The sequence below is a fragment of the Amycolatopsis sp. NBC_01286 genome (assembly GCF_035982555.1).
Taxonomy (GTDB): Bacteria; Actinomycetota; Actinomycetes; order Mycobacteriales; family Pseudonocardiaceae; genus Amycolatopsis.
The window spans coordinates 1,000,312-1,019,974 of the sequence record NZ_CP108428.1 but is presented as its reverse complement, the minus strand read 5'-3'; the positions used below and the strand labels follow the sequence as shown (position 1 = coordinate 1,019,974).

The window sequence follows — 19,663 nt, the reverse complement described above, 5'->3', positions numbered from 1 at the left end:
GAAAAGGCAGCTGCTTGTTGCCCAGGTCATCACGTAGAGTGGTCGTATGCCCAAGGAACTTGGCCAGAAGGTGATCGTGTCGAACCGCAAGGCTCGGCACGATTACTCCATCCTCGACACCTACGAGTGCGGTCTCGTGCTCGTCGGGACCGAGGTCAAGAGCCTGCGCGAGGGCAAGGCGTCGCTGGCCGACGCGTTCGCGACCGTCGACGACGGCGAGGTCTGGCTGCGCAACGTGCACATCCCGGAGTACACGCAGGGCACATGGACCAACCACACGCCGCGACGCACCCGGAAGCTGCTGCTGCACCGCCGCGAGATCGAGAAGCTCATCGGCAAGACCAAGGAGAGCGGGCTCTCGCTGGTGCCGCTGTCGATGTACTTCAAGGACGGCAAGGTCAAGGTCGAGATCGCCCTCGCGAAGGGCAAGAAGGCCTACGACAAGCGGCAAACACTCGCCAAGCGCGACGCGGAACGGGACATCAGCAAGGCCATGGGCCGCGCGCTGAAGGGCCGGTTCACGGAGTGACGGCCGGGCCCGCCGACGACGCCGACGTCGCCCGCTGGACGGCGTCGCTCGGCCTGCCGGGCCTGGTCGACCTGCACGTCCACTTCCTGCCGAAACCGGTGATGGACAAGGTCTGGGCGTACTTCGACCGGGCCACGACGCACTACGGCACCGAGTGGCCGGTGCACTACCGCACCGACGAGCAGGACCGGATCGCCACCCTGAAGACGCTGGGGGTCCAGCGGTTCGCGCCGCTGGTCTACCCGCACAAGCCGGGGATGGCGCAGTGGCTGACGGAGTGGGCGCTCGAGTTCGCGTCGCGCGTGCCGGACGCGGTGCCGACCGGCACGTTCTACCCGGAGCCGGGCGCGGGGTCCGCTGTGGACGGTGCGCTGCGGGCGGGTGCGCAGGTGTTCAAGGCGCACGTCCAGGTCGGCGCGTACGACCCGCGTGACGAGCACCTGACGCCGGTGTGGGGCGCGCTGGCCGACGCGGGCGTGCCGGTGGTCGTCCACTGTGGACACGGTCCGTTGCGTGGCGACTTCACCGGGTTGCAGGTCTTCGAAGAGGTCTTGGCCCGGCACCCGCGGCTGACGGCGGTGCTCGCGCACGCGGCGATGCCGGAGTTCGGCGCCGCGTTCGAGCTGCTCGCCAAGTACCCGCGGGTGCACCTCGACACCACGATGGTCGGCGTGCCGTTCGCCCAGGCGATGTCGCCGCTGCCGGCGGACTGGACGTCGCGGCTGGCGGACGTCGCCGACCGCGTGGTGCTGGGCACCGACTTCCCGAACATCCCGTACTCCTACGCGACCCAGCTGCAGGCGATCGCCGGCTGGGCGGCCGACGATCGACTGGGGGAGCCGTTCCTGCGGGCCGTCCTCCACGACACCCCGCTGCGCCTGCTCAACGCCTGAAAGCCGTGAAGACCTCCTTCCCGGCCATAAGAGCCGGGAAGGAGGCCTTCACGGCTTTGGTCTCAGCGCCTGATGGTCGCCTGTTCGCTGACGGCGACCGCGCGGCCCAGAAGGCGGGTGCCCAGGTCCGTCGCCGGGATGTGCTTGCCCGCCAAGAGGAAGCCCGCCGTCGCGAGCAGCACCCACGGCACCGGGCCGTGCACGATGCCGTCCGACAGCGGCGCGAAACCGTGGGCGGCGAGGCCGAGCAGGCCACCCGACACCATCAGCCCGGCGACGATCAGCTGCGGCAGCTTCGCCGTCACCGCGACCGTGTCGCGCTGGGTCTCGAAGTGGGCGAACAGCCGCAGCAGGCCCAGCAGCACCATGCCGCACACCGCGAACCACGCGGGCGCCATGACCAGCCAGAGCACCGTGCCCGGTGCCGGGGTTTCGTAGCCGAGGCCGTACACCGTCACGCCCGCCACCACGATCAGTGCCGGCATGTGCCACAGGTAGACGGTCATGAACCGCGCACCGAGCCAGCTGAGCGCGGTGCCGACGCCCGGCCGCTCGGCGAGCGCGTTGAGCTGCGGGCGGAAGGCGAGCAGCAGGCCGATCTGGCCGACGGCGAGGAACGCGAGCAGCACGGTCGGCGGGCTCATGTTCGACACCGGCGCACCCGGCATGCCGATCATGCTGGCCGGGTACGGGCCGAACGCGACCATCAGCGCGGTGACGCCGAAGCCGGCGGCGGACAGCGTCAGCGCGCCGCGGCGGGTCAGCGAACCGAGCCGGCCTTCGACGTAGTGGAAGCCGAGCTGGTGCACCGCGACCCAGACGAAGATCGCGTTGGCGTAACCGATGTAGCCGAGGTCGTTGAAGCGCGCGACGTCGACGAGCACGCCCGCCACCGCCATCACCAGCGGCACCTTGAGGCCCCAGCGGCGGTGCGCGGCGACCATCACCGGCGTGAGCAGCACGACCAGGACGTACACCGCGAGGAACCACAGCAGCTGCGCGGCGATCGCGCTGGCGACCTGCAACGGCTGCGGCGGGATGCCCAGGCCGCGCAGGAAGTCCGGCACGACCAGCCACACGGCCAGCAGCGGCAGCACCGGCACCATCAGGCGCCGGATCCGCGCGGCGAGCCACTGGCGCGGGGAGTCCGCGCGGCGCAGCGAGATGAGGTTGGCGGCGCCCCCGGCGAAGAAGACCAGCGGCATCACCTGCGACAGCCAGGTGACGACCCACCAGCCCGGCGTCGCCAGCGCGTTGCCGGTGGCGAGCTGCCCGCCGGAGTAGGAGAGCACCGGCATGACCCAGTGCTGGGCGATGACGGCGAGGATGGCCCCCGCCCGGACGACGTCGAGAAACCTGTCCCGGCCGCCTCGTGCGACCCCCTGGCTTGTCTGCATGCAGTAGAGCTTGGCCGCTTCGACCTGCTGGAACAGCGGTGCTGACCGCCCTCTTCGGGGTCCTGTTCACCCCCAGCCGGAGCGGGGGTTGTCCCTACCGCCGGACGGCTCAGGACTCCCGGATGCCGTCGGGTTCGGCCTCACTGCGCGACGACGCGGCGACCCGGTACTCCCAGCCGTCCTCGGTGAGGCCGAGCTCGTAGCGCGTCTCGATCTTCGGGCCGTCGTGGAGGTGGATGTGCTTGATGACGGCGCCGGGCACGGGCTCGGTTTCCCCGAGCTCCTGGACCCGGCCGTCGAGCGGACCGCCGAAGAAGCGGACGCAGCGGGTTTCGTCGGACATCCGCGCACTCCTCTCGTCGGCGGGTCCGCTCATGGTAGGTGAGGGGACTCGAGGACGCCGCCGTCAGAACGGGTGACCCAGCGTCCACCTTACGGGACTTTTGGTCACTGAACGTCCACTCAACGGCCGAGATAGGTGAGGACAGCACGAACGCGACGGTGTTCCTCCGCGCTCGCCTCCAAGCCGAGTTTCGAGAAGATGTTGCCGATGTGCTTCTCCACCGCGCCGTGCGACACCACGAGCGAGTTCGCGATCGCCGTGTTCGACAGGCCCTGGGCCATCAGGCCGAGCACCTCGGACTCGCGCGCGGTCAAGGCGTCCAGCGGGTTGCGGCGGCCGCGGGCCATCAGCTGGGCGATGACGTCCGGGTCGATCGCCGTGCCGCCGTTCGCCACCCGGCGGACCGCGTCCAGGAAGTCCGCGACGTCCGCCACGCGCTCCTTCAGCAGGTAGCCGACGCCGCCGGCGCCGCCCGAGAGCAGCTCGACCGCGTACGACTCCTCGACGTACTGCGAGAGCACCAGCACCGGGAGGCCCGGCACCTCCTTGCGGGCCGCGAGGGCGGCGCGCAGGCCCTCGTCGGTGAACGTCGGGGGCATCCGGACGTCGACTATGGCCAGGTCAGGACGGTGTTCCAGGACCGCGCCCAGCAGCTCGTCCCCGTTGTCGACGGCCGCCACCGTCTCGATGCCCTCGTCGGCGAGCAGGCGGGTGACCCCGGCCCGCAGCAGCACGGCGTCCTCGGCGATCACTACCCGCATCCGGCCCCCAGGTTCTCCGATGATCGGGGCCCAGCCTATTCACCATTCACAGGGGAGGTCAGCCCGGATCACGGTCGGTCCGCCGACCGGGCTGACGACGGTGATCACGCCGTCGATCGTCGCGGCGCGGTCGGCCAGACCGGCCAAGCCGCCGCCGGGCCGCATCTCGGCGCCGCCGTGGCCGTTGTCGGTGATCTCGACGACGACGTGCGCGTCGTCGCGCCACACCTTCACCTCGGCCTCCTTCGCGCCGGAGTGCTTCGCGATGTTCGTCAGCGTCTCGCCGACGATGAAGTACGCCGTCGTCTCCACCGCCGCCGGCGGCCGCGGCTCCACGTTCACCGTGACGTCCACCGGGATCGGCGACTTCGCCGCCTGCGCCGACAGCGCCGCGTCCAGGCCGCGGTCGCCCAGCACCGCCGGGTAGATCCCGCGGGCCAGGTCACGCAGCTCCGACACCGCGAGCTTCGCGTCCGCGTGCGCCTCGTCGATCAGCTCGCGGACGCCTTCAGGATCGTGGTCGAACTTCGACTTCGCGCGGCCCAGGCTCATCGCGACGGCCACCAGCCGCTGCTGCGCGCCGTCGTGCAGGTCACGCTCGATGCGGCGGCGCTCCGCCTCGGCCGCGTCGACACCCCGGGCCCGTGAAGCCTGCAGCCGCTCGGCCTTCTGCTCCAGCCGCTTCGTGCGGTTCGGGCCCAGCAACGCGATCGCCAGCTCCCCGTGCAGCCAGCCCAGCCACGGCGTCACCCAGATCGCCATCGGCAGCAGCACGATCGACGCGATCGCGATCGCGAACTCCACGCACGCCAGCGGGAACGCCGCCATCAGGTACGCCAGGTCCCGCCACGTCGTCGGGTCGCTCAGCCGGATCAGCCACCGCCGCAGCACCGGCTCGCCGTCGTAGGCCCGCCGCTCCACCGGCGGCAACGGCACCCGCAGCATCCGCCCGGCCCAGCCGCGCTCCCGATCCGCCGACCAGCGGATGAAGCTCGTCGTCGCCAGCAGGATCGGGAACCCGACCCACACCACCGCCGTGCCGACCCCCACCGAGATCCCCGTGACGATCAGCACGAACTGCAGGAGCCGGAAGACGAAGCTCAGGAGCATGTACCCGATCGTGCGAGCCGGGTGCGGCCGCGGGTGCTCGAGCTGGCGTTGCTCCGGCGTCATCCCGCCACCAGGTGCTTCTCTTCGGCTTCTTCCCACCAGCGCTCCATCCGACGGCGCTGGGCCGCGGTCGGGCCGAGCAGCGCGTTCGCGAGCCGGGCGTGCGTCCCCGCCAGCGCCTTCGTCAGCGCCACGGACAACGCGATGAACAGCACCCCCAGCGCTGCCCACGGTAGCGCCTCCACCGTCGAGTCCACGGTCAGCCACCGCAGGTCGTCCGACGGGAAGTAGTACGCGCCGCCCGGCAGCCACCGGAAGTAGATCGGCAGCCCCGCCAGCGCCAGGCTCGTCGACCAGAACGCCGTCACCAGCGTGAACTCGATCAGCCCGAGCGGGAACAACACGAAGAAGTACAGCAGGTCCCGCCACGTCGACAGATCCTTGAGCCGCGCCTTCCAGCGCAGGCTCTGCTTCCCCGCCGGCAACGGCAGGTACGGCAGATCGATGTACCGGTCGAGCAGCGCGTAGACCCGCGCCCGCTCCATCCGCGCCGCGCCCCGGACCCCCAGCACCAGCAACGCGAGCAGCGGAACCCCCACCCACACCACGACCGTCCCCAGCCCGGCCGCCGTCAACGACGTCAAGACCGTGAACGCCGCCACCCCCAACGGCAGGTTCATCAGCAGGAAAACCACCGAACCGCCGAACGGCGGATCCCGCCTCTCGCTAGCCATGACCTGGCTCCCTTCAGTCCCACGATGCCCCCAAGCATCGTTCGCCGGACCGCCGGCCGACATGGTGCGCGCGGGCATCCCGCCGGTAGGGCTGGCCCTACCCCGCCCTGGACTAAAGGGCTGGCGCCACGCGTTATGCTGTACGGGTTGTGTCCCACCAAGGGGGTGAACGGTTTCGACTTTGGACGTTGAGCCAGGAGAAGCGTGCCGGTGCAGGCGAGAGACCACCGTAAGCGTCATCGCAATCGAATAAGCGCCGATTCCAATCAGCGCGAGTACGCCCTCGCCGCCTGAGCGAGTGCGTCTCTGTCGGCCCGGGTGTGCCTCCGACCCGGGTACCGGCATCAGCTAGGAGGCTCAGCGGCAGTCCCGGCCACGGGGACCTGCCGTGAAGCAAACAGTGGCTGGGCCCGTCACTTCAGCTTGTTCGCGTGATTGAAGGGGCCGAGTAGAGACGAAGCGGACTGCGCACGGAGAAGTCCTGTCGATACGCCAGAGGACCCGGGTTCAATTCCCGGCACCTCCACCTTCGAGAAGGCCCTCGCTCCTTCGGAGCTTGGGCCTTCTCTTCGGTTTCGTCCATTGTCTCTGGGGGTCGGACCCCCAGACCCCCGCCATGGGGCTCCGCCCCCTGGACCCCCCTGGGGCTGCCGCCCCTTGCCCCTGCCGCCGCGGCTGGCCCGGGTGTGTTGGTGCGCCTGTCTGGTGGTCCCAGGAGTCTTGGACGTTCCGTCTGGCTTCGCTGGGGGTCTTGGACGTCCCGTCTGGCTGCGCTGGGAGTCTTGGAAGACCTGTCTGGCTGCGCTGGGAGTCGTGGAACGCTCGTCTTGCTTTGCTGGTGTCTTGGGGCCTGTCTGGTTTTGCTGGGTTTTGGGGCGGCTGTCTCGCTGTGCGGCAGTCTTTGGGTGTTCGGCATGCTGCGCTGGGGGTCTCGTAGCGCCTGTTTGGCTTTGCTGGGTTTCTTGGTGTGCCCGCCTCGCCGTCTGGTGTGTCTGTCCGGGCGTGTGGTGGTTGCGCTGGGTGTGTGGGTGTTTGCCTGTGGTTCTGGTGGGGGTGTGGGGGGCCGTTCTTGTGGGTGTGTCGGGGCTCAGGTTGTCGTGTTGGAGCGTTTACTGTGGGTGCTGTGGGGGACCTCCTTGTGGGTGATTTCACTCGGGGTGTCATGCTGTAGGTCGACGAAGGTTGTGGGTTCCGGTCGAGTCTCGGCCGGGGATGCCCGTGCCGGAAGTAGGTGCCAGATGACCTGGGCCCGATCCAATGGCAGCTCCACCGCCAACGACGAAGACAGCCGGATGGGTGTTATCCGGGCTGAGGAAGCCGAACGGCTTGCCGAGCAGAACGACAAAGCCGTCATCACCGTTGCCGGGCACTCCTCGGACGTCACCGAGTGTGCCGAACTGCTCGCCATGTTGGGGCTTGATGCCTCTTCCGGGCGGCGCCGATTCGTCCGCGCCTCATAACTTCCCGCTAGACCAGGTCCGCTACGTGGACCACCTTGTTCCTGCCCGTGGCTTTCGCGTGGTAGAGAGCGGTGTCCGCGGCGTCCAGGAGTCGTTGTAACGCCGTTCCCGCTGTGGGGTACGCGGCTATGCCTATCGATACCGACAGGCCCGTGACCCGCAGCTTGCCCACCGGGACTGTCAGTGCGCTGATCGCGCGGCGGATTCGCTCGGCCACCGCGCTGATGTCCGGGTGGGCTATCCCGGGCAGCAGCACGACGAACTCCTCGCCGCCGAAGCGGCCCACCGCGTCGCCGCGGCCTCGCACTGCCGCGATGATCGCCTCGGCCACCGCTTTGAGCACCGCGTCACCGGCCAGGTGGCCGTACGTGTCGTTGACCTGCTTGAAGTGGTCCAGGTCCAGCATCAACAGGCCGAACGTGCCGCGCTGGCGGGCCGCGCCGGCCAGCGTGCGCTCGGCCTGGGCGTGCCAGCCGCTCGTGTTGTACAGGCCCGTCTTGTCGTCCCGGTGGGCCGCCACCTCCAGCTGTCTCACCAGGACGGTGCGGTGCAGCAACAGCAGCGGGGGCAGGACCAGGACCACCAGGCCCGGCAGCATCGCGACCACCACCGCGTTCAACGCGCCCAGGCACAGCGTGGCCACCTCCAGGCCGTTGTCGGCCCACGTGCCGAACAGCGCCTCCGGGGTCCGGCCGATCTCCCGGCGCGCGGGCAGCACCAGCAGCGCGTTGACCACGAAGAACGTCGCGCCGGCTCCTGCTACCGCGAAAGTGCCCGGCCACGGGTGGCTCGTCGCCGAGCGGACGTCGTCGAGGCCGGCCAGGCGGAGCACACCCTGGGCCGCGTAGCAGGACAGCAGGATGATCGCGGCGTTGCTGATCGTCCGGGACGCCGGGACGCGCTGCAGGCGGTACCAGCTGCGCAGCGCCAGGTGCAGGTACAAGCCGCCGACCAGCACCGCGAGCAGCAGCGGCGGCAACAGCAGGACTCCGGCGAACGTCCAGACCGACGTCATGTTGATGTGCGGCGTGCCCGAGACGCGGCGGCGGATGCGCTCGACCCGGCGGCCCGTCTCTGACTGCAGAATGCCGAGCGCCAGCAGGACCCCGAGGATCGCCAGCGTCCGGCGATCGACTTCGATGGGCGACGGCTTCAGCGTCAGCACCACCGCCAATACCTCGCTGACCAGGCAGTACGTGACTACGCGCGGGCCTTGCCGCCACAGCGCCCAGCGCCGTGGCGAGACGAAGACGTCACGAAAGCGTGGCACAACGCGCGATGCTCCACCGCCGCTCCGCATACTCATGGTGTCCGCCCGGTGACGCAGGCGGCACGGGTCGAGCCGGCGAAAGGAGGCGCGCCATGTGCGGTCGCGACAACTGATGTCATCGCTCTCCCTCCGAGTCCAGCAGTCTGACCCGGCGCCACGCTCGCGCGATCGGCACGGCCACGGCGGCCCCCGCCGCGCCGGCCACCGCGATGGTGTGCGCCGGGCTCAGCACGTCGGCCAGCACGCCGGCGGCCGCCGCGCCCACCCCTTGCACGGTGATCAGGCCCGCGGAGTTCACACCGGCGCACTGCGCGCGGTGCTCGTCCGGCACCCGCCGCATGAACGAGACCGTGCCCTGGATGTTGTAGCCGGTCGCCAGTAGCCCGGACGCGGCCAGCAGCACCACCGCCGGCACGAGCCCCGGCCGGACGACGAACACGATCAGCGGCAGCCCGGCCGCGATCCCCAGCCAGCCGAGCACGCGGACCTGCGTCGCTTCTGGGATCCACTTGCCGAAGACGAACCCGCCGAGCACGCTGCCCGCCGGGTCCGCGGCCATGATCAGCCCGACGAGCGTCGCGCCCGCGCCGATGCCCGCCGCGTACGGCGCGGCCAGCGCCTCCGGGACGATGTAGAAGCCGGCCAGCCAGTTGAGCGCGACCAGCGTCCGCAACGCCGGATCGCGCCAGATCAGCCGGGCGCCGGCCGTCGTCGACGCCAGCCAGGCGCGGCCGCCGGACGTCGTCGTCGCGGCCACGGCCGGCCGCCGTCGCACGCCGGACGCCAGCAGCGCGGCCGACAACAGGAACGTCACGGCGTCCAGGGCCAGGGCGGCCGTGGGGGCGAGAGCCGCGATCAGCAGGCCGCCGCCGGCGAACCCGGCCAGCTGGGCGCCCTGGATCGTGACGTTCCGCAGGGCCATCCCGACGAGGTAGCGCTCGCCTTCGAGGACGGACGGCAGCAGCGCCTGCTGCGCCGCCTTGAACGGCCCGCCGAGCGCCGTCATCACCGCGACGAGCACGCACAGGACCCACAGCGGGACGCCGGGGATCGCGATGACGGCGACCAGCGCGGCCCGCGCCAGGTCGGACGCGATCATCACGTCGCGGCGCGGCCACCGGTCGCCCGCGCCGGCCAGCAGCACCCCGCCGAGCAGCGACGGGACGTAGGTGAGCGCGTAGGTCAGGCCGGTCAGCGCGGCCGAGTCGGTCCGCTGGAACACCAGGACGGCGAGCGCGACGCGGGCGAGCTGGTCACCGCAGATGGACAGCAGCTCGGCGGCCCACATCGCCCGGAACTCGGCGACGGCCAGGACCGCGCCGAAGCCCACCCGGGTCACCATCGGTGCCCCGGCTGCCACGATGCCACGCCGTCGTCCATCGCCGGTTCCCCTCGTGCCCCCACGACCGGTGTCCTCTTGCGCAACCACGGTAATCACCGAGCGGAGCGGAATCGAGGCGTTCGGTGACAGTTGCCCCGATCGCACCAGCCGGGACGCCGCCGGGTGGAGGTCAGCTCGGCGGGTTGCGGAGAAGAGGAAGAGTGTTCAGAATAAGAGCATGTTCAATTCAAATGAACATGCTCGCTCGTTGAACGCGAAAAGCTTGGCGGGTGTGGCAGTCGAACGGCTGGGCGAGCTCGGGCTCCGCGGTGAGGTGCTCGCCGTGGAACACGCCGAACCCGCGGAGAGGCACCGGGTCGACGCCGTGCTGCGGCTCACGGCGGGGTCGGGGGCCACCCGGACCTATGGAGTCGAGATCAAGCCCCGACTGACGCCTGAGCTGGCCACCAGCCTCAACCTGTCCACGCGGTTCCCGGCGTTGCTGGTCACGACCTACATCAGCGAACCGGTCGCCGAGCGGCTGCGTGCCTTGGGGATCGACTACGTGGACACCGCGGGCAACGCCCACCTCGCCTGGGACGACGTCCTCGTCGATGTCCGGGGACGTCGCAATCCGGCGGTCCCGCGTTCGCGAACTTCGCCGAGCGGGGCCGGTGCTTTCGGCCGGGCGGGTCTGCGGGTGGTGTTCGTCATCCTCAGCTGGCCGGACATGGCGGCCCAGCCGTACCGGGTGCTGGCCGGAGCGAGCGGAGCCTCGTTGGGAACCGTCAAGGCGGTGATCGACGAGCTCACCGGGGCCGGTTACCTCTACACAGGGGCGGAAGGCCGCCGGCTGGCCCGCGGCGGCGAGTTGCTCGACCACTGGTCGGAGGCATATTCGATCAACCTGCACGCCGCGCTCGCTCTTGGTGAGTTCTCCGTGGACGACCTCTCGTGGTGGCCGGACTCGGAATCCGAGATGCGTTCGCTGGGGATCCAGGTGGGGGGAGAGGCCGGAGCCGGCCTCATCGACCCGCACCTGCGGCCCGCCTCCCTCACGCTTTACGCCGAACAGCTCCCCGCCCGGTTCATCGGCCGGCACCGCCTGGTCCGGGCCGAGGACCGGGGCAACGTCCACATCCGGGAACGGTTCTGGCACGGACCCGAACCCGATGCTTGGACGGTGCCATCCCCACTGATCTACGCCGACCTGCTGGCTTCGGGAGATCCCCGCCAGCGCGAACACGGAGACCGGATCCGAACCAGTGACGATCGACTTATCCGCCTCGGCCGATCCTGAAATCCTGCTGGCCACCCGGGCGCTGACCCAGGTGGATGCCGCGGCCCAAGCGGCCGGAGTGGACTACCTGGTGGTCGGCGCGACGGCGCGCACGATCCTGTCGCTGGGGTTGATCGGACGGTCACCCGAGCGGGCCACCCGGGACGTCGACATCGCCGCCGAGGTCAGCAGCTGGGACGATTTCCGACGGCTCGCCGGCAAGCTCGAAAAGCACGGCCGCAGCGAGCATTCGTTCCTCGTCGGCGGGATCGAAGTCGACGTGCTGCCCTACGGCGGCATCGAACAGCCGGACCGCACCATCCTCTGGCCCGACGACCATCGGATGAACGTCCGCGGCATGCGCGAGGCGGTGGCGTCAGCTGAGTCCGTTCTCCTGCCCGGCGGGCTCACCGTCCGGGTTCCCGCGGTGCCCGCGCTGGCCTTGCTCAAGCTGCTGACCTGGTGGGATCGCCGTGTTCTCACCACTCGCGACGCGATCGACCTCGCCACGATGATCTCCTGGTACTCATCGGGGACGTACTTCGATCTTCTGTACGACGAGTACGTGGACCTGCTCGGCCGATTCGGTTTCGATCACGAGCTCGCGGGCGCCTGGCTCCTGGGCTCGCAGTTGCCCGGGTTGCTCGACGACGAAGGAGTGCAAGTGCTGCTCCGGATCGTCGAGGACAACGACGTGCTGGGGCGGCTGGCGAACGACGCGCGAGCAGTCCGGGCTCCGGAGCTGATGCGGGCGATGGGCGCCGGCATCCGGGACTCTGCCGGATCGCTCGACGGCTAACCCGGGTGGCCGCCGATGCGGGTGGTCAGCTCCGCCGCCGTTGCCGCTACCTCCGCCGCCAGTTCCGGCCACGTCTCTTCGCACGGCTCTGACGTGCAGTGGTGCCGCAACGTCACGCTGATCGCGGCCAGCGGGCGGGCGCCGTGGTCGAAGACCGGGCTGGCCACCGAGGCGAAACCCGCCGTGACGTGGCCGTCTTCGATCGACCAGCCCAGGCGGCGTTCCGCGGTGAGCGTGCGGCGCAGTTCGGCCAGGGTGGCCGGGCCGCGGCCGGTGCGGCGGACGAACGTCGAGGCCGACGGGAACAGCGCGCGGACGTGCGGGGCGGGCAGGTGCCGGAGGATCGCGCGGCCGGACGCCGTCAGCTGGGCCGGCAGGCGGACGCCGACCTCCGTCACCAGCGTCTCCGGGCGGGCCGGGCGCTCCTTGATCAGGTACAGCGACTCGTTGCCGTGCAGGACGCCGAGGTGCGCGGTGTGCCCGGCGCGGTCGACGAGCTTGCGCAGCAACGGCCCGGCGAGCCGTTCCAGGGGGTCGTGGCGCAGGTACGCCGAGCCCAGCTCGAACGCCGCGATGCCCAGGCCGTACCGGCGTTCCGCGGGCAGGTGCACGACAAAACCGGCGGCCTCCAGCTCGTTGAGCAGGTGGTAGGTCGTCGAGCGGGGGAGGCCGGCCTCGCGGGCGATCGCCGACGCCGTGACCGGCCCGGGGCGCGTCGCCAGCAGCCGCAGCACCGCCAGCCCGCGCCGCAGCGCCGGGACCTCGCTGCTCTCGCCCATGTCCCGAGCCTAATGTCTGGAATCCCAGACGGAACCACCCCGTGGGGCATCCCACCAGCGGGAAAGACGCTGTCCAATGGGCCCATGCCGGAAAAAGTGCTCCTGGGTGCGGAACCCATGACCGCCGCCCAGGTCGTCGACGTCGTCCGCGGCCACGCGCCGGTCGGGCTCACGGACGCGGCCGAGAAGAACCTCGCCGCGACCCGCCAGCACATCGAGGACCTCGCCCACGCCGTCACGCCCACTTACGGCGTCTCGACCGGCTTCGGCGCGCTGGCCACCCGCCACATCCCCGTCGAGAGCCGGACCGCGCTGCAGCGCAGCCTGATCCGCTCGCACGCCGCCGGCGCCGGGCCGGCCGTCGAGACCGAGGTCGTCCGCGGGCTGATGCTGCTGCGGCTGCGGACCCTCGCCAGCGGCTACACCGGCGTCCGCCCCGGCACCGCGCAAACGCTTGCGGCCCTGCTCAACGCCGGGATCACGCCGATCGTCCACGAGTACGGTTCCCTCGGCTGCTCCGGCGACCTCGCCCCCTTGGCGGCCGTCGCGCTGGCGCTGATGGGGGAGGGCGACGTCGAGTACCGCGGTGAGGTTGTGCCGGCCGGCGAAGCGCTCAAGCACGCCGGGATCGAGCCGGTCGTGCTCGCCGAGAAGGAGGGCCTCGCCCTCACCAACGGCACCGACGGCATGCTCGGCATGCTCCTGCTCGCCGCCGCCGACCTGCACCGGCTCTTCGACATCGCCGACCTCACCGCCGCGATGAGCGTCGAGGCGCTGCTGGGCACCGACCGCGCGTTCGCCGCCGAACTGCAGGCGCTGCGCCCGCACCCCGGCCAGGCGTTGAGCGCCGCGCGGATGTGGCACGCGCTGCAGGGCTCGAAGATCGTCGAGAGCCACCGCGGCCCGGACTGCAACCGCGTCCAGGACGCGTATTCGCTGCGCTGCGCCCCGCAGGTCCACGGCGCCGCGCGCGACAGCCTCACGCACGCCGAACTCGTCGCCGAGCGGGAGCTCGCGTCCGCTGTGGACAATCCCGTCGTGCTGGCGGACGGCCGCGTCGAGTCCAACGGCAACTTCCACGGCGCGCCCGTCGCGTACGTGCTGGACTTCCTCGCCATCCCGATCGCCGACCTGGCCAGCATCGCCGAGCGCCGCACCGACCGGATGCTCGACAAGGCCCGCTCGCACGGTCTGCCGCCGTTCCTCGCGTACGACCCCGGCGTCGACTCCGGGCACATGATCGCCCAGTACACGCAGGCCGCGATCGTCAGCGAGCTCAAGCGGCTCGCCGTCCCGGCGTCGGTCGACTCGATCCCGAGCAGCGCCATGCAGGAGGACCACGTCTCCATGGGCTGGTCGGCCGCGCGGAAGCTGCGCAAGGCCGTCGACGGCCTGACGACCGTGCTCGCCATCGAGCTGCTGACGGCCGCCCGGGCGCTCGACTTCCGGGCGCCGCTCGAGCCGTCGCCGGTCACCGGCCGCGTCCGGGACCTGCTGCGCACCAAGGTCGAGGGCCCCGGCCCCGACCGGCACCTGGCGCCCGAGATCGCGGCCGCCGAAGAACTCGTCCGCTCCGGCGCCGTCCTCGACGCCGCCCGTCTCGGGTCGTGAGTGCGTAACAGTGTTAGAACACTGTTACGCACTCACGACCGCCTACCTGGAGGTCTGATGACCAGCACGTCCCGTGTCGTCCGTGCCGCTCGCGGCACCCAGCTGACCGCGAAGTCGTGGCAGACCGAAGCCGCGCTGCGGATGTTCCACAACAACCTCGACCCCGACGTCGCCGAGCGGCCCGAAGACCTGGTCGTCTACGGCGGCACCGGCAAGGCCGCCCGCAACTGGGCCAGCTTCGACGCGATCACTCGCGAACTGACCACTTTGGACATCGACGAGACGCTCCTGGTGCAGTCCGGCAAGCCGGTCGGCGTGTTCCGCACGCACGAGTGGGCGCCGCGCGTGCTCATCGCGAACTCGAACCTGGTCGGCGACTGGGCCACCTGGCCCGAGTTCCGGCGCCTCGAACAGCAGGGCCTCACGATGTACGGCCAGATGACGGCCGGTTCGTGGATCTACATCGGCACCCAGGGCATCCTCCAGGGCACCTACGAGACGTTCGCGGCCGTCGCCAAGAAGAAGTTCGGCGGGTCCCTGAAGGGCACGCTCACGGTGACCGCCGGCCTCGGCGGCATGGGTGGCGCGCAGCCGCTCGCCGTGACCATGAACGACGGCGTCGCGCTGGTCATCGAGTGCGACCCGCAGCGCGCGCACCGCCGCGTCGAGACGCGCTACCTGGACGAGGTCGCCGACGACCTCGACGACGCGATTTCCCGTGTCACCAAAGCGAAGCGCGAGAGGCGGCCGCTGTCCGTGGGTGTCGTCGGCAACGCCGCCGAGGTGCTGCCGGAGCTGCTGCGCCGCGGCGTCGAGGTGGACATTGTCACCGACCAGACGTCCGCGCACGACCCGCTGTCGTACCTGCCCAAGGGCGTCGACGTCGCCGACTGGCACGACTACGCGGCCAAGAAGCCCGACGAGTTCACCGACCGCGCGCGCGAGTCGATGGCCGAGCACGTCGAGGCCATGCTCGGCTTCCTCGACAAGGGTGTCGAGGTCTTCGACTACGGCAACTCGCTGCGCGGCGAGGCGAAGCTCGGCGGCTGCGAGCGCGCGTTCGACTTCCCCGGTTTTGTGCCCGCCTACATCCGCCCGCTGTTCTGCGAGGGCAACGGCCCGTTCCGCTGGGCGGCCCTGTCCGGTGACCCCGAGGACATCGCGGCGACCGACCGCGCGATGCTGGAACTGTTCCCGGAGAACGAATCCCTCGCCCGCTGGATCAAGCTGGCCGGCGAGCGCGTCGCGTTCCAGGGCTTGCCGGCGCGGATCTGCTGGCTCGGGTACGGCGAGCGGCACCTGGCCGGCCTGCGGTTCAACGAGATGGTCGCCAGCGGCGAGCTGAAGGCCCCGGTCGTCATCGGCCGCGACCACCTCGACTCCGGCAGCGTCGCCTCGCCGTACCGCGAGACCGAGGGCATGGCCGACGGCTCCGACGCGATCGCCGACTGGCCGCTGCTGAACGCGCTGGTCAACACGTCGTCCGGCGCCAGCTGGGTGTCGATCCACCACGGCGGCGGCGTCGGCATGGGCCGCTCGATCCACGCGGGCCAGGTCAGCGTGGCCGACGGGACGGCCCTGGCCGCGCAGAAGCTGGAGCGCGTGCTCACCAACGACCCGGGAATGGGCGTCATCCGGCACGTCGACGCCGGTTACGATCGCGCGGCCGACGTCGCCGACGAGCGGGGCGTGCGGGTGCCGATGCAGGGAGATGCGTGACCGCTTCTAGGTTCCTGGAAGAGATCGACGACGTCGGACGCGACCCGAAGCGGGGCGGTTACTCCCGCCACGCCTTCGACGCGCCGGAGCACGACCTGCGTGAATGGTTCGTCGACCGCGCGCTGGGGCTCGAGCTGGACGTCGAGACCGACCGCAACGGCAACATCTGGGCCTGGTGGGGGCCGCCGGGACGCAACGCCGTCGTCACCGGCAGCCACCTCGACTCGGTGCCCGGCGGCGGCGCGTTCGACGGCCCGCTCGGCGTCGCGAGCGCCCTCTCCGCCGTGGAAACCTTGCGGGCCAAGGGTTTCCGGCCGCGCAAGCCGCTCGCCGTCGTCGTGTTCGCCGAGGAGGAGGGCGGCCGGTTCGGCGTCCCGTGCCTCGGCTCGCGGCTGCTCACCGGCACCATCGACGCCGACAAGGCGCGTGGCCTGCGGGACGCCGACGGCGTCACGTTCGCCGAAGCGGCCAAGAAAGCCGGGATCGACCCGGCGCGGATGGGGCCGGACGAAGAGCGGCTCGACCGGATCGGGCGGTTCCTCGAACTGCACGTCGAGCAGGGACGCGGGCTGATCGACCTCGGCGCGCCGGTGGCCGTCGGCAGCACCGTGATCGCCCACGGCCGGTGGCGGTTCTCCTTCGAGGGGCAGGGAAACCACGCCGGAGCGACCCTGCTGGCCGACCGCGCGGACCCGATGCTGCCCGCCGCCGCGACGGTCACCGCCGTCCGCCGGCTCGCCTCGGGCGTGCCGGACGCGCGCGCGACCGTCGGCCGGCTCGTGCCGACACCCGGCGGCACCAACGTCATCGCGTCCACAGTGGACCTGTGGCTCGACGCGCGGGTGCCCGGCGAGGGCACCCCGGGGCTGGTCGCCGAGATCAGCCGCGCGGCGTCGGCCGCGGCGTCGGAAGAGGGCTGCCAGGTCAGGGTGACGCGCGAGTCGTACTCCGGCGACGTCGTGTTCGACGACGTGCTGCGCCGCGACCTCGGCGGCTGGCTGGGCGGCGTGCCGGAGCTGCCGACCGGCGCCGGCCACGACGCGGCGATCCTCGCCGGGTTCGTCCCGGCCGGGATGCTCTACGTGCGCAACCCGACCGGCATCAGCCACTCGCCGGAGGAGTTCGCCGAGGCCGCCGACGTCGAGGCGGGCGCGCAGGCCCTGGCCACCGCACTGGAGCAGATGACGCGATGACCTACTGGTGCGAGCAGGCGTGGCTGCCCGGCGGCATCGCGCGCGGGGTGCGCATCGACGTCGCCGACGGGCGGATCACCGGCGTCACGCCGGACTCGCCCCGCGTCGGAACCGTCCTGAGTGGACTGACGTTGCCCGGGTTCGCGAACGGGCACTCGCACGCGTTCCACCGGGCGTTGCGCGGCCGGACACACCACGAGCGCGGCACCTTCTGGACGTGGCGTGCGCGGATGTACGCGCTCGCGTCGCGGCTCGATCCGGACTCGTACTACCGGCTGGCCCGCGGGGTCTACGCCGAGATGGTCCTGGGTGGCTACACGAGCGTCGGCGAGTTCCACTACCTGCACCACGCGCCCGGTGGCACGCCGTACGCGTCGCCGAACGCCATGGGGGAGGCGCTGCGGGAAGCCGCGCGGGACGCCGGGATCCGGCTGACCCTGCTCGACACGTGTTACCTCGCCGGGGGCATCGGCGTCGCGCCGGACGAGGTTCAGCAGCGGTTCTCCGACGGCTCGGCTTCGCGGTGGGCTGAACGGGTCGCCTCGCTGAAAGAGGACGACCTGTTCCGCGTCGGCGCGGCCATTCATTCCGTGCGCGCGGTTCCGGCCGACCAGTTGTCACTTGTGGACAGTGCGCGCGTGGTCCACATCCACCTCTCCGAGCAGCGCGCCGAGAACGAGCAGTGCCTGGCCGCGTACGGTCGCACGCCGACGGAACTCCTCGACGACCACGGCGTGCTGACCGATCGCCTGGTCGCCGTGCACGCCACGCACCTGACGACGTCGGACATCGACCGGCTCGGCGCCGCTCGCGCCGGGGCGTGCTTCTGCCCGACCACCGAACGCGATCTCGGCGACGGCATCGGCCAGGCCCGCGCGCTGCGGGACGCGGGCGTGCGGCTGAGCGTCGGCAGCGACAGCAACGCCGTCGTCGACGCCTTCGAGGAGACCCGCGCGCTCGAACTCGACGACCGGCTGGCGAGCGAGGAACGCGGCCGGTTCAGCGCCGAGGAACTCCTGGCCGCCGGAACCGACCACACGACCGTCGGCTGGCCCGAGGTCGGGCGCCTCGAAGAAGGCGCGGGCGCGGACTTCGTGACGGTCGCGCTGGACTCCGTGCGGACGGCCGGGATCGAGCCGTCCGGGGTGGTGTTCGCCGCGTCCGGGGCCGACGTCCGGCACGTCGTCGTCGCGGGCCGCGACGTCGTCCGCGACGGGGCGCACCAGCTGATCGAACGACCGGAAACCGTTCTGGCGAAGGAGATCGAAGCACTGTGGCTGTCGTGATCACGGGGATCGGCGAGCTGACGACCAACGACCCCGAGCTGGGCCGCCTCACCGACGCGGCCCTCGTGCTCGACGGCACCGAAGTGGCCTGGGTGGGCCCGAGCGCGCAGGCGCCGGACGCCGACGAGCACGTCGACGTCGAGGGTCGCGCGGTGCTGCCGGGCTGGGTCGACAGCCACACGCACCTCGTCTTCGCCGGCGACCGCACGGCCGAGTTCGAGGCGCGGATGGCCGGAAAGCCGTACACCGCGGGCGGAATCGCGATCACCGTCGGCGCGACGCGGGAAGCGTCCGACGAGCAGCTGGCCGCGAACCTGCGCCGGCACGTCGACGAAGCGGCCCGGCAGGGGACGACCTGCCTGGAGACCAAGACCGGCTACGGACTGACCGTCGCCGACGAGGCGCGCAGCGCCCGGATCGCCGGGGAAGTCGCCGATGAGGTCACCTTCCTCGGCGCGCACCTCGTCCCGCCGGGCGCTGACGCCGAGTCCTATGTGGACCTCGTGTGCGGCGAGATGCTCGACGTCGTCGCGGAAAGCGTGCGCTGGGCGGACGTCTTCTGCGAGACGGGCGCCTTCGACGAAGCCCAGTCGGCCCGCGTCCTCAAGGCCGCCGCGGAACGCGGGCTGGGCCTGCGGGTGCACGGCAACCAGCTCGGGGAGGGCCCCGGCGTCCGGCTGGCGGTCGAGCTGGGCGCGGCGAGCGTCGACCACTGCACGTACCTGAGCGACGCCGACGTCGAGGCGCTGGCCGCGTCCGAAACCGTCGCGACGCTGCTGCCCGCGTGCGACCTGTCGACCCGGCAGCCCCTCGCTCCGGCGCGACGGCTGCTCGACGCGGGCGCGACGGTCGCGCTGGCCAGCAACGCCAACCCGGGCAGCTCGTACACGACGTCGATGGCCTTCTGCGTCGCGACGGCGGTGTTGCAGATGCACATGACGATCGAAGAGGCCGTCTGGGCCGCGACGGCGGGCGGCGCGCGGGCGTTGCGCCGCGACGACGTCGGCGTGCTGCGGCCCGGCGCGCGGGCGGACGTCCACGTGCTTGACGCGCCGTCCGTCACACATTTGGCCTACCGCCCCGGAGTTCCGCTCACGAAAGTGGTGTGGCGCGCCGGAGATCTCGTGCGCTAACGTGGATCGCAGAGGACGCGCGAACGCACGGTCCGGTATGGGTTAG

18 protein-coding genes and 1 other RNA gene are annotated in these 19,663 nt (G+C 71.3%); 11 read left to right on the top strand and 8 right to left on the bottom strand.

The genetic code is table 11. From position 1 onward, the window contains the following. Positions 1-46 precede the first annotated feature (46 nt). Together smpB and OG570_RS04775 are read left to right on the top strand one after the other, a co-directional pair. Positions 47-529 carry an SsrA-binding protein SmpB gene (smpB, locus tag OG570_RS04780; RefSeq protein ID WP_247061279.1) on the top strand — a complete coding sequence of 161 codons (483 nt, stop codon included), beginning with the start codon at positions 47-49 and terminating at the stop codon, positions 527-529. Then, complete coding sequence (locus OG570_RS04775) at positions 526-1,422, top strand: amidohydrolase family protein (protein ID WP_247061281.1); 897 nt, start codon at positions 526-528, stop codon at positions 1,420-1,422. Before smpB ends, OG570_RS04775 begins: the two co-directional genes overlap by 4 nt. Positions 1,423-1,484: 62 nt before the next feature. Here OG570_RS04775 and OG570_RS04770 read toward each other — a convergent pair whose 3' ends face one another. From OG570_RS04770 to OG570_RS04750, 5 genes are all read right to left on the bottom strand, one after another. Then, a complete protein-coding gene (locus OG570_RS04770; protein ID WP_326955747.1) occupies positions 1,485-2,819 on the bottom strand; it encodes an acyltransferase family protein in 1,335 nt (444 codons plus the stop codon). 109 nt (positions 2,820-2,928) lie between these two features. Then, positions 2,929-3,162, bottom strand: coding sequence for a hypothetical protein (locus tag OG570_RS04765; protein ID WP_247061285.1), 234 nt, complete (start codon positions 3,160-3,162; stop codon positions 2,929-2,931). A 119-nt stretch (positions 3,163-3,281) separates the two neighbouring features. Beyond that, positions 3,282-3,923, bottom strand: coding sequence for a response regulator transcription factor (locus OG570_RS04760; RefSeq protein ID WP_247061287.1), 642 nt, complete (start codon positions 3,921-3,923; stop codon positions 3,282-3,284). A gap of 39 nt (positions 3,924-3,962) precedes the next feature. Continuing rightward, positions 3,963-5,096, bottom strand: coding sequence for a sensor histidine kinase (locus OG570_RS04755; RefSeq protein ID WP_247061289.1), 1,134 nt, complete (start codon positions 5,094-5,096; stop codon positions 3,963-3,965). Beyond that, positions 5,093-5,767, bottom strand: a complete 675-nt coding sequence (locus OG570_RS04750) for a sensor domain-containing protein (RefSeq protein WP_326955746.1) — start codon at positions 5,765-5,767, stop codon at positions 5,093-5,095. Before OG570_RS04750 ends, OG570_RS04755 begins: the two co-directional genes overlap by 4 nt. Positions 5,768-5,928: 161 nt before the next feature. Here OG570_RS04750 and ssrA point away from each other — a divergent pair. After that, positions 5,929-6,296, top strand: a transfer-messenger RNA (tmRNA) gene (gene ssrA, locus OG570_RS04745). Between the two features lie 709 nt (positions 6,297-7,005). Then, positions 7,006-7,227, top strand: coding sequence for a hypothetical protein (locus tag OG570_RS04740; RefSeq protein WP_247061315.1), 222 nt, complete (start codon positions 7,006-7,008; stop codon positions 7,225-7,227). A gap of 7 nt (positions 7,228-7,234) precedes the next feature. Here the strand turns inward: OG570_RS04740 and OG570_RS04735 are convergent, their stop codons facing one another. Further along, the gene (locus OG570_RS04735; protein WP_442788309.1) at positions 7,235-8,527 is read right to left on the bottom strand and encodes a diguanylate cyclase; all 1,293 of its coding nucleotides are present in this window, start codon (positions 8,525-8,527) and stop codon (positions 7,235-7,237) included. Between the two features lie 85 nt (positions 8,528-8,612). After that, positions 8,613-9,839, bottom strand: coding sequence for an MFS transporter (locus OG570_RS04730; RefSeq protein ID WP_326959872.1), 1,227 nt, complete (start codon positions 9,837-9,839; stop codon positions 8,613-8,615). A gap of 271 nt (positions 9,840-10,110) precedes the next feature. Here OG570_RS04730 and OG570_RS04725 point away from each other — a divergent pair, with 271 nt between their 5' ends. Beyond that, entirely contained in the window at positions 10,111-11,118 is a 1,008-nt protein-coding gene (locus tag OG570_RS04725; protein WP_326955744.1) for a type IV toxin-antitoxin system AbiEi family antitoxin, read from the top strand. 70 nt (positions 11,119-11,188) lie between these two features. Continuing rightward, complete coding sequence (locus OG570_RS04720) at positions 11,189-11,896, top strand: nucleotidyl transferase AbiEii/AbiGii toxin family protein (RefSeq protein ID WP_326955743.1); 708 nt, start codon at positions 11,189-11,191, stop codon at positions 11,894-11,896. Here OG570_RS04720 and OG570_RS04715 read toward each other — a convergent pair. Further along, positions 11,893-12,675, bottom strand: coding sequence for an IclR family transcriptional regulator (locus OG570_RS04715; RefSeq protein WP_326946460.1), 783 nt, complete (start codon positions 12,673-12,675; stop codon positions 11,893-11,895). The two genes, OG570_RS04720 and OG570_RS04715, sit on opposite strands and share 4 nt — an antisense overlap. An 84-nt stretch (positions 12,676-12,759) precedes the next feature. Between OG570_RS04715 and hutH the strand changes: the two genes are divergently transcribed. The 5 genes from hutH to hutI are packed head-to-tail and all read left to right on the top strand — an operon-like array spanning position 12,760 to position 19,617. Next, a complete protein-coding gene (gene hutH / locus OG570_RS04710; RefSeq protein WP_326955742.1) occupies positions 12,760-14,286 on the top strand; it encodes a histidine ammonia-lyase in 1,527 nt (508 codons plus the stop codon). Between the two features lie 57 nt (positions 14,287-14,343). Further along, positions 14,344-16,005 (top strand): urocanate hydratase, encoded by a 1,662-nt coding sequence (gene hutU / locus OG570_RS04705; protein ID WP_326955741.1) that lies wholly within the window; start codon positions 14,344-14,346, stop codon positions 16,003-16,005. Continuing rightward, on the top strand, positions 16,002-17,198 hold the full coding sequence (locus OG570_RS04700; protein ID WP_326955740.1) for an allantoate amidohydrolase: 1,197 nt from the start codon (positions 16,002-16,004) through the stop codon (positions 17,196-17,198). The genes hutU and OG570_RS04700 overlap by 4 nt, the downstream gene beginning before the upstream one ends. Next, positions 17,195-18,484: a formimidoylglutamate deiminase gene (locus OG570_RS04695; RefSeq protein WP_326955739.1), complete on the top strand. Its 1,290-nt coding sequence runs from the start codon at positions 17,195-17,197 to the stop codon at positions 18,482-18,484. The genes OG570_RS04700 and OG570_RS04695 overlap by 4 nt, the downstream gene beginning before the upstream one ends. Then, entirely contained in the window at positions 18,472-19,617 is a 1,146-nt protein-coding gene (gene hutI, locus OG570_RS04690) for an imidazolonepropionase (protein WP_326955738.1), read from the top strand. The genes OG570_RS04695 and hutI overlap by 13 nt, the downstream gene beginning before the upstream one ends. The last annotated feature ends 46 nt before the right edge of the window (positions 19,618-19,663 follow it).

Excerpts from the sequence above, each read along its gene's own strand:
- smpB (WP_247061279.1), top strand. The coding sequence starts at position 47 with ATGCCCAAGGAACTTGGCCAGAAGGTGATCGTGTCGAACCGCAAGGCT.
- OG570_RS04770 (WP_326955747.1), bottom strand. The coding sequence starts at position 2,819 with ATGCAGACAAGCCAGGGGGTCGCACGAGGCGGCCGGGACAGGTTTCTC.
- OG570_RS04765 (WP_247061285.1), bottom strand. The coding sequence starts at position 3,162 with ATGTCCGACGAAACCCGCTGCGTCCGCTTCTTCGGCGGTCCGCTCGAC.
- OG570_RS04760 (WP_247061287.1), bottom strand. The coding sequence starts at position 3,923 with ATGCGGGTAGTGATCGCCGAGGACGCCGTGCTGCTGCGGGCCGGGGTC.
- OG570_RS04755 (WP_247061289.1), bottom strand. The coding sequence starts at position 5,096 with ATGACGCCGGAGCAACGCCAGCTCGAGCACCCGCGGCCGCACCCGGCT.
- OG570_RS04750 (WP_326955746.1), bottom strand. The coding sequence starts at position 5,767 with ATGGCTAGCGAGAGGCGGGATCCGCCGTTCGGCGGTTCGGTGGTTTTC.
- OG570_RS04740 (WP_247061315.1), top strand. The coding sequence starts at position 7,006 with ATGACCTGGGCCCGATCCAATGGCAGCTCCACCGCCAACGACGAAGAC.
- OG570_RS04735 (WP_442788309.1), bottom strand. The coding sequence starts at position 8,527 with ATGCGGAGCGGCGGTGGAGCATCGCGCGTTGTGCCACGCTTTCGTGAC.
- OG570_RS04730 (WP_326959872.1), bottom strand. The coding sequence starts at position 9,839 with ATGGTGACCCGGGTGGGCTTCGGCGCGGTCCTGGCCGTCGCCGAGTTC.
- OG570_RS04715 (WP_326946460.1), bottom strand. The coding sequence starts at position 12,675 with ATGGGCGAGAGCAGCGAGGTCCCGGCGCTGCGGCGCGGGCTGGCGGTG.
- hutH (WP_326955742.1), top strand. The coding sequence starts at position 12,760 with ATGCCGGAAAAAGTGCTCCTGGGTGCGGAACCCATGACCGCCGCCCAG.
- hutU (WP_326955741.1), top strand. The coding sequence starts at position 14,344 with ATGACCAGCACGTCCCGTGTCGTCCGTGCCGCTCGCGGCACCCAGCTG.
- OG570_RS04695 (WP_326955739.1), top strand. The coding sequence starts at position 17,195 with ATGACCTACTGGTGCGAGCAGGCGTGGCTGCCCGGCGGCATCGCGCGC.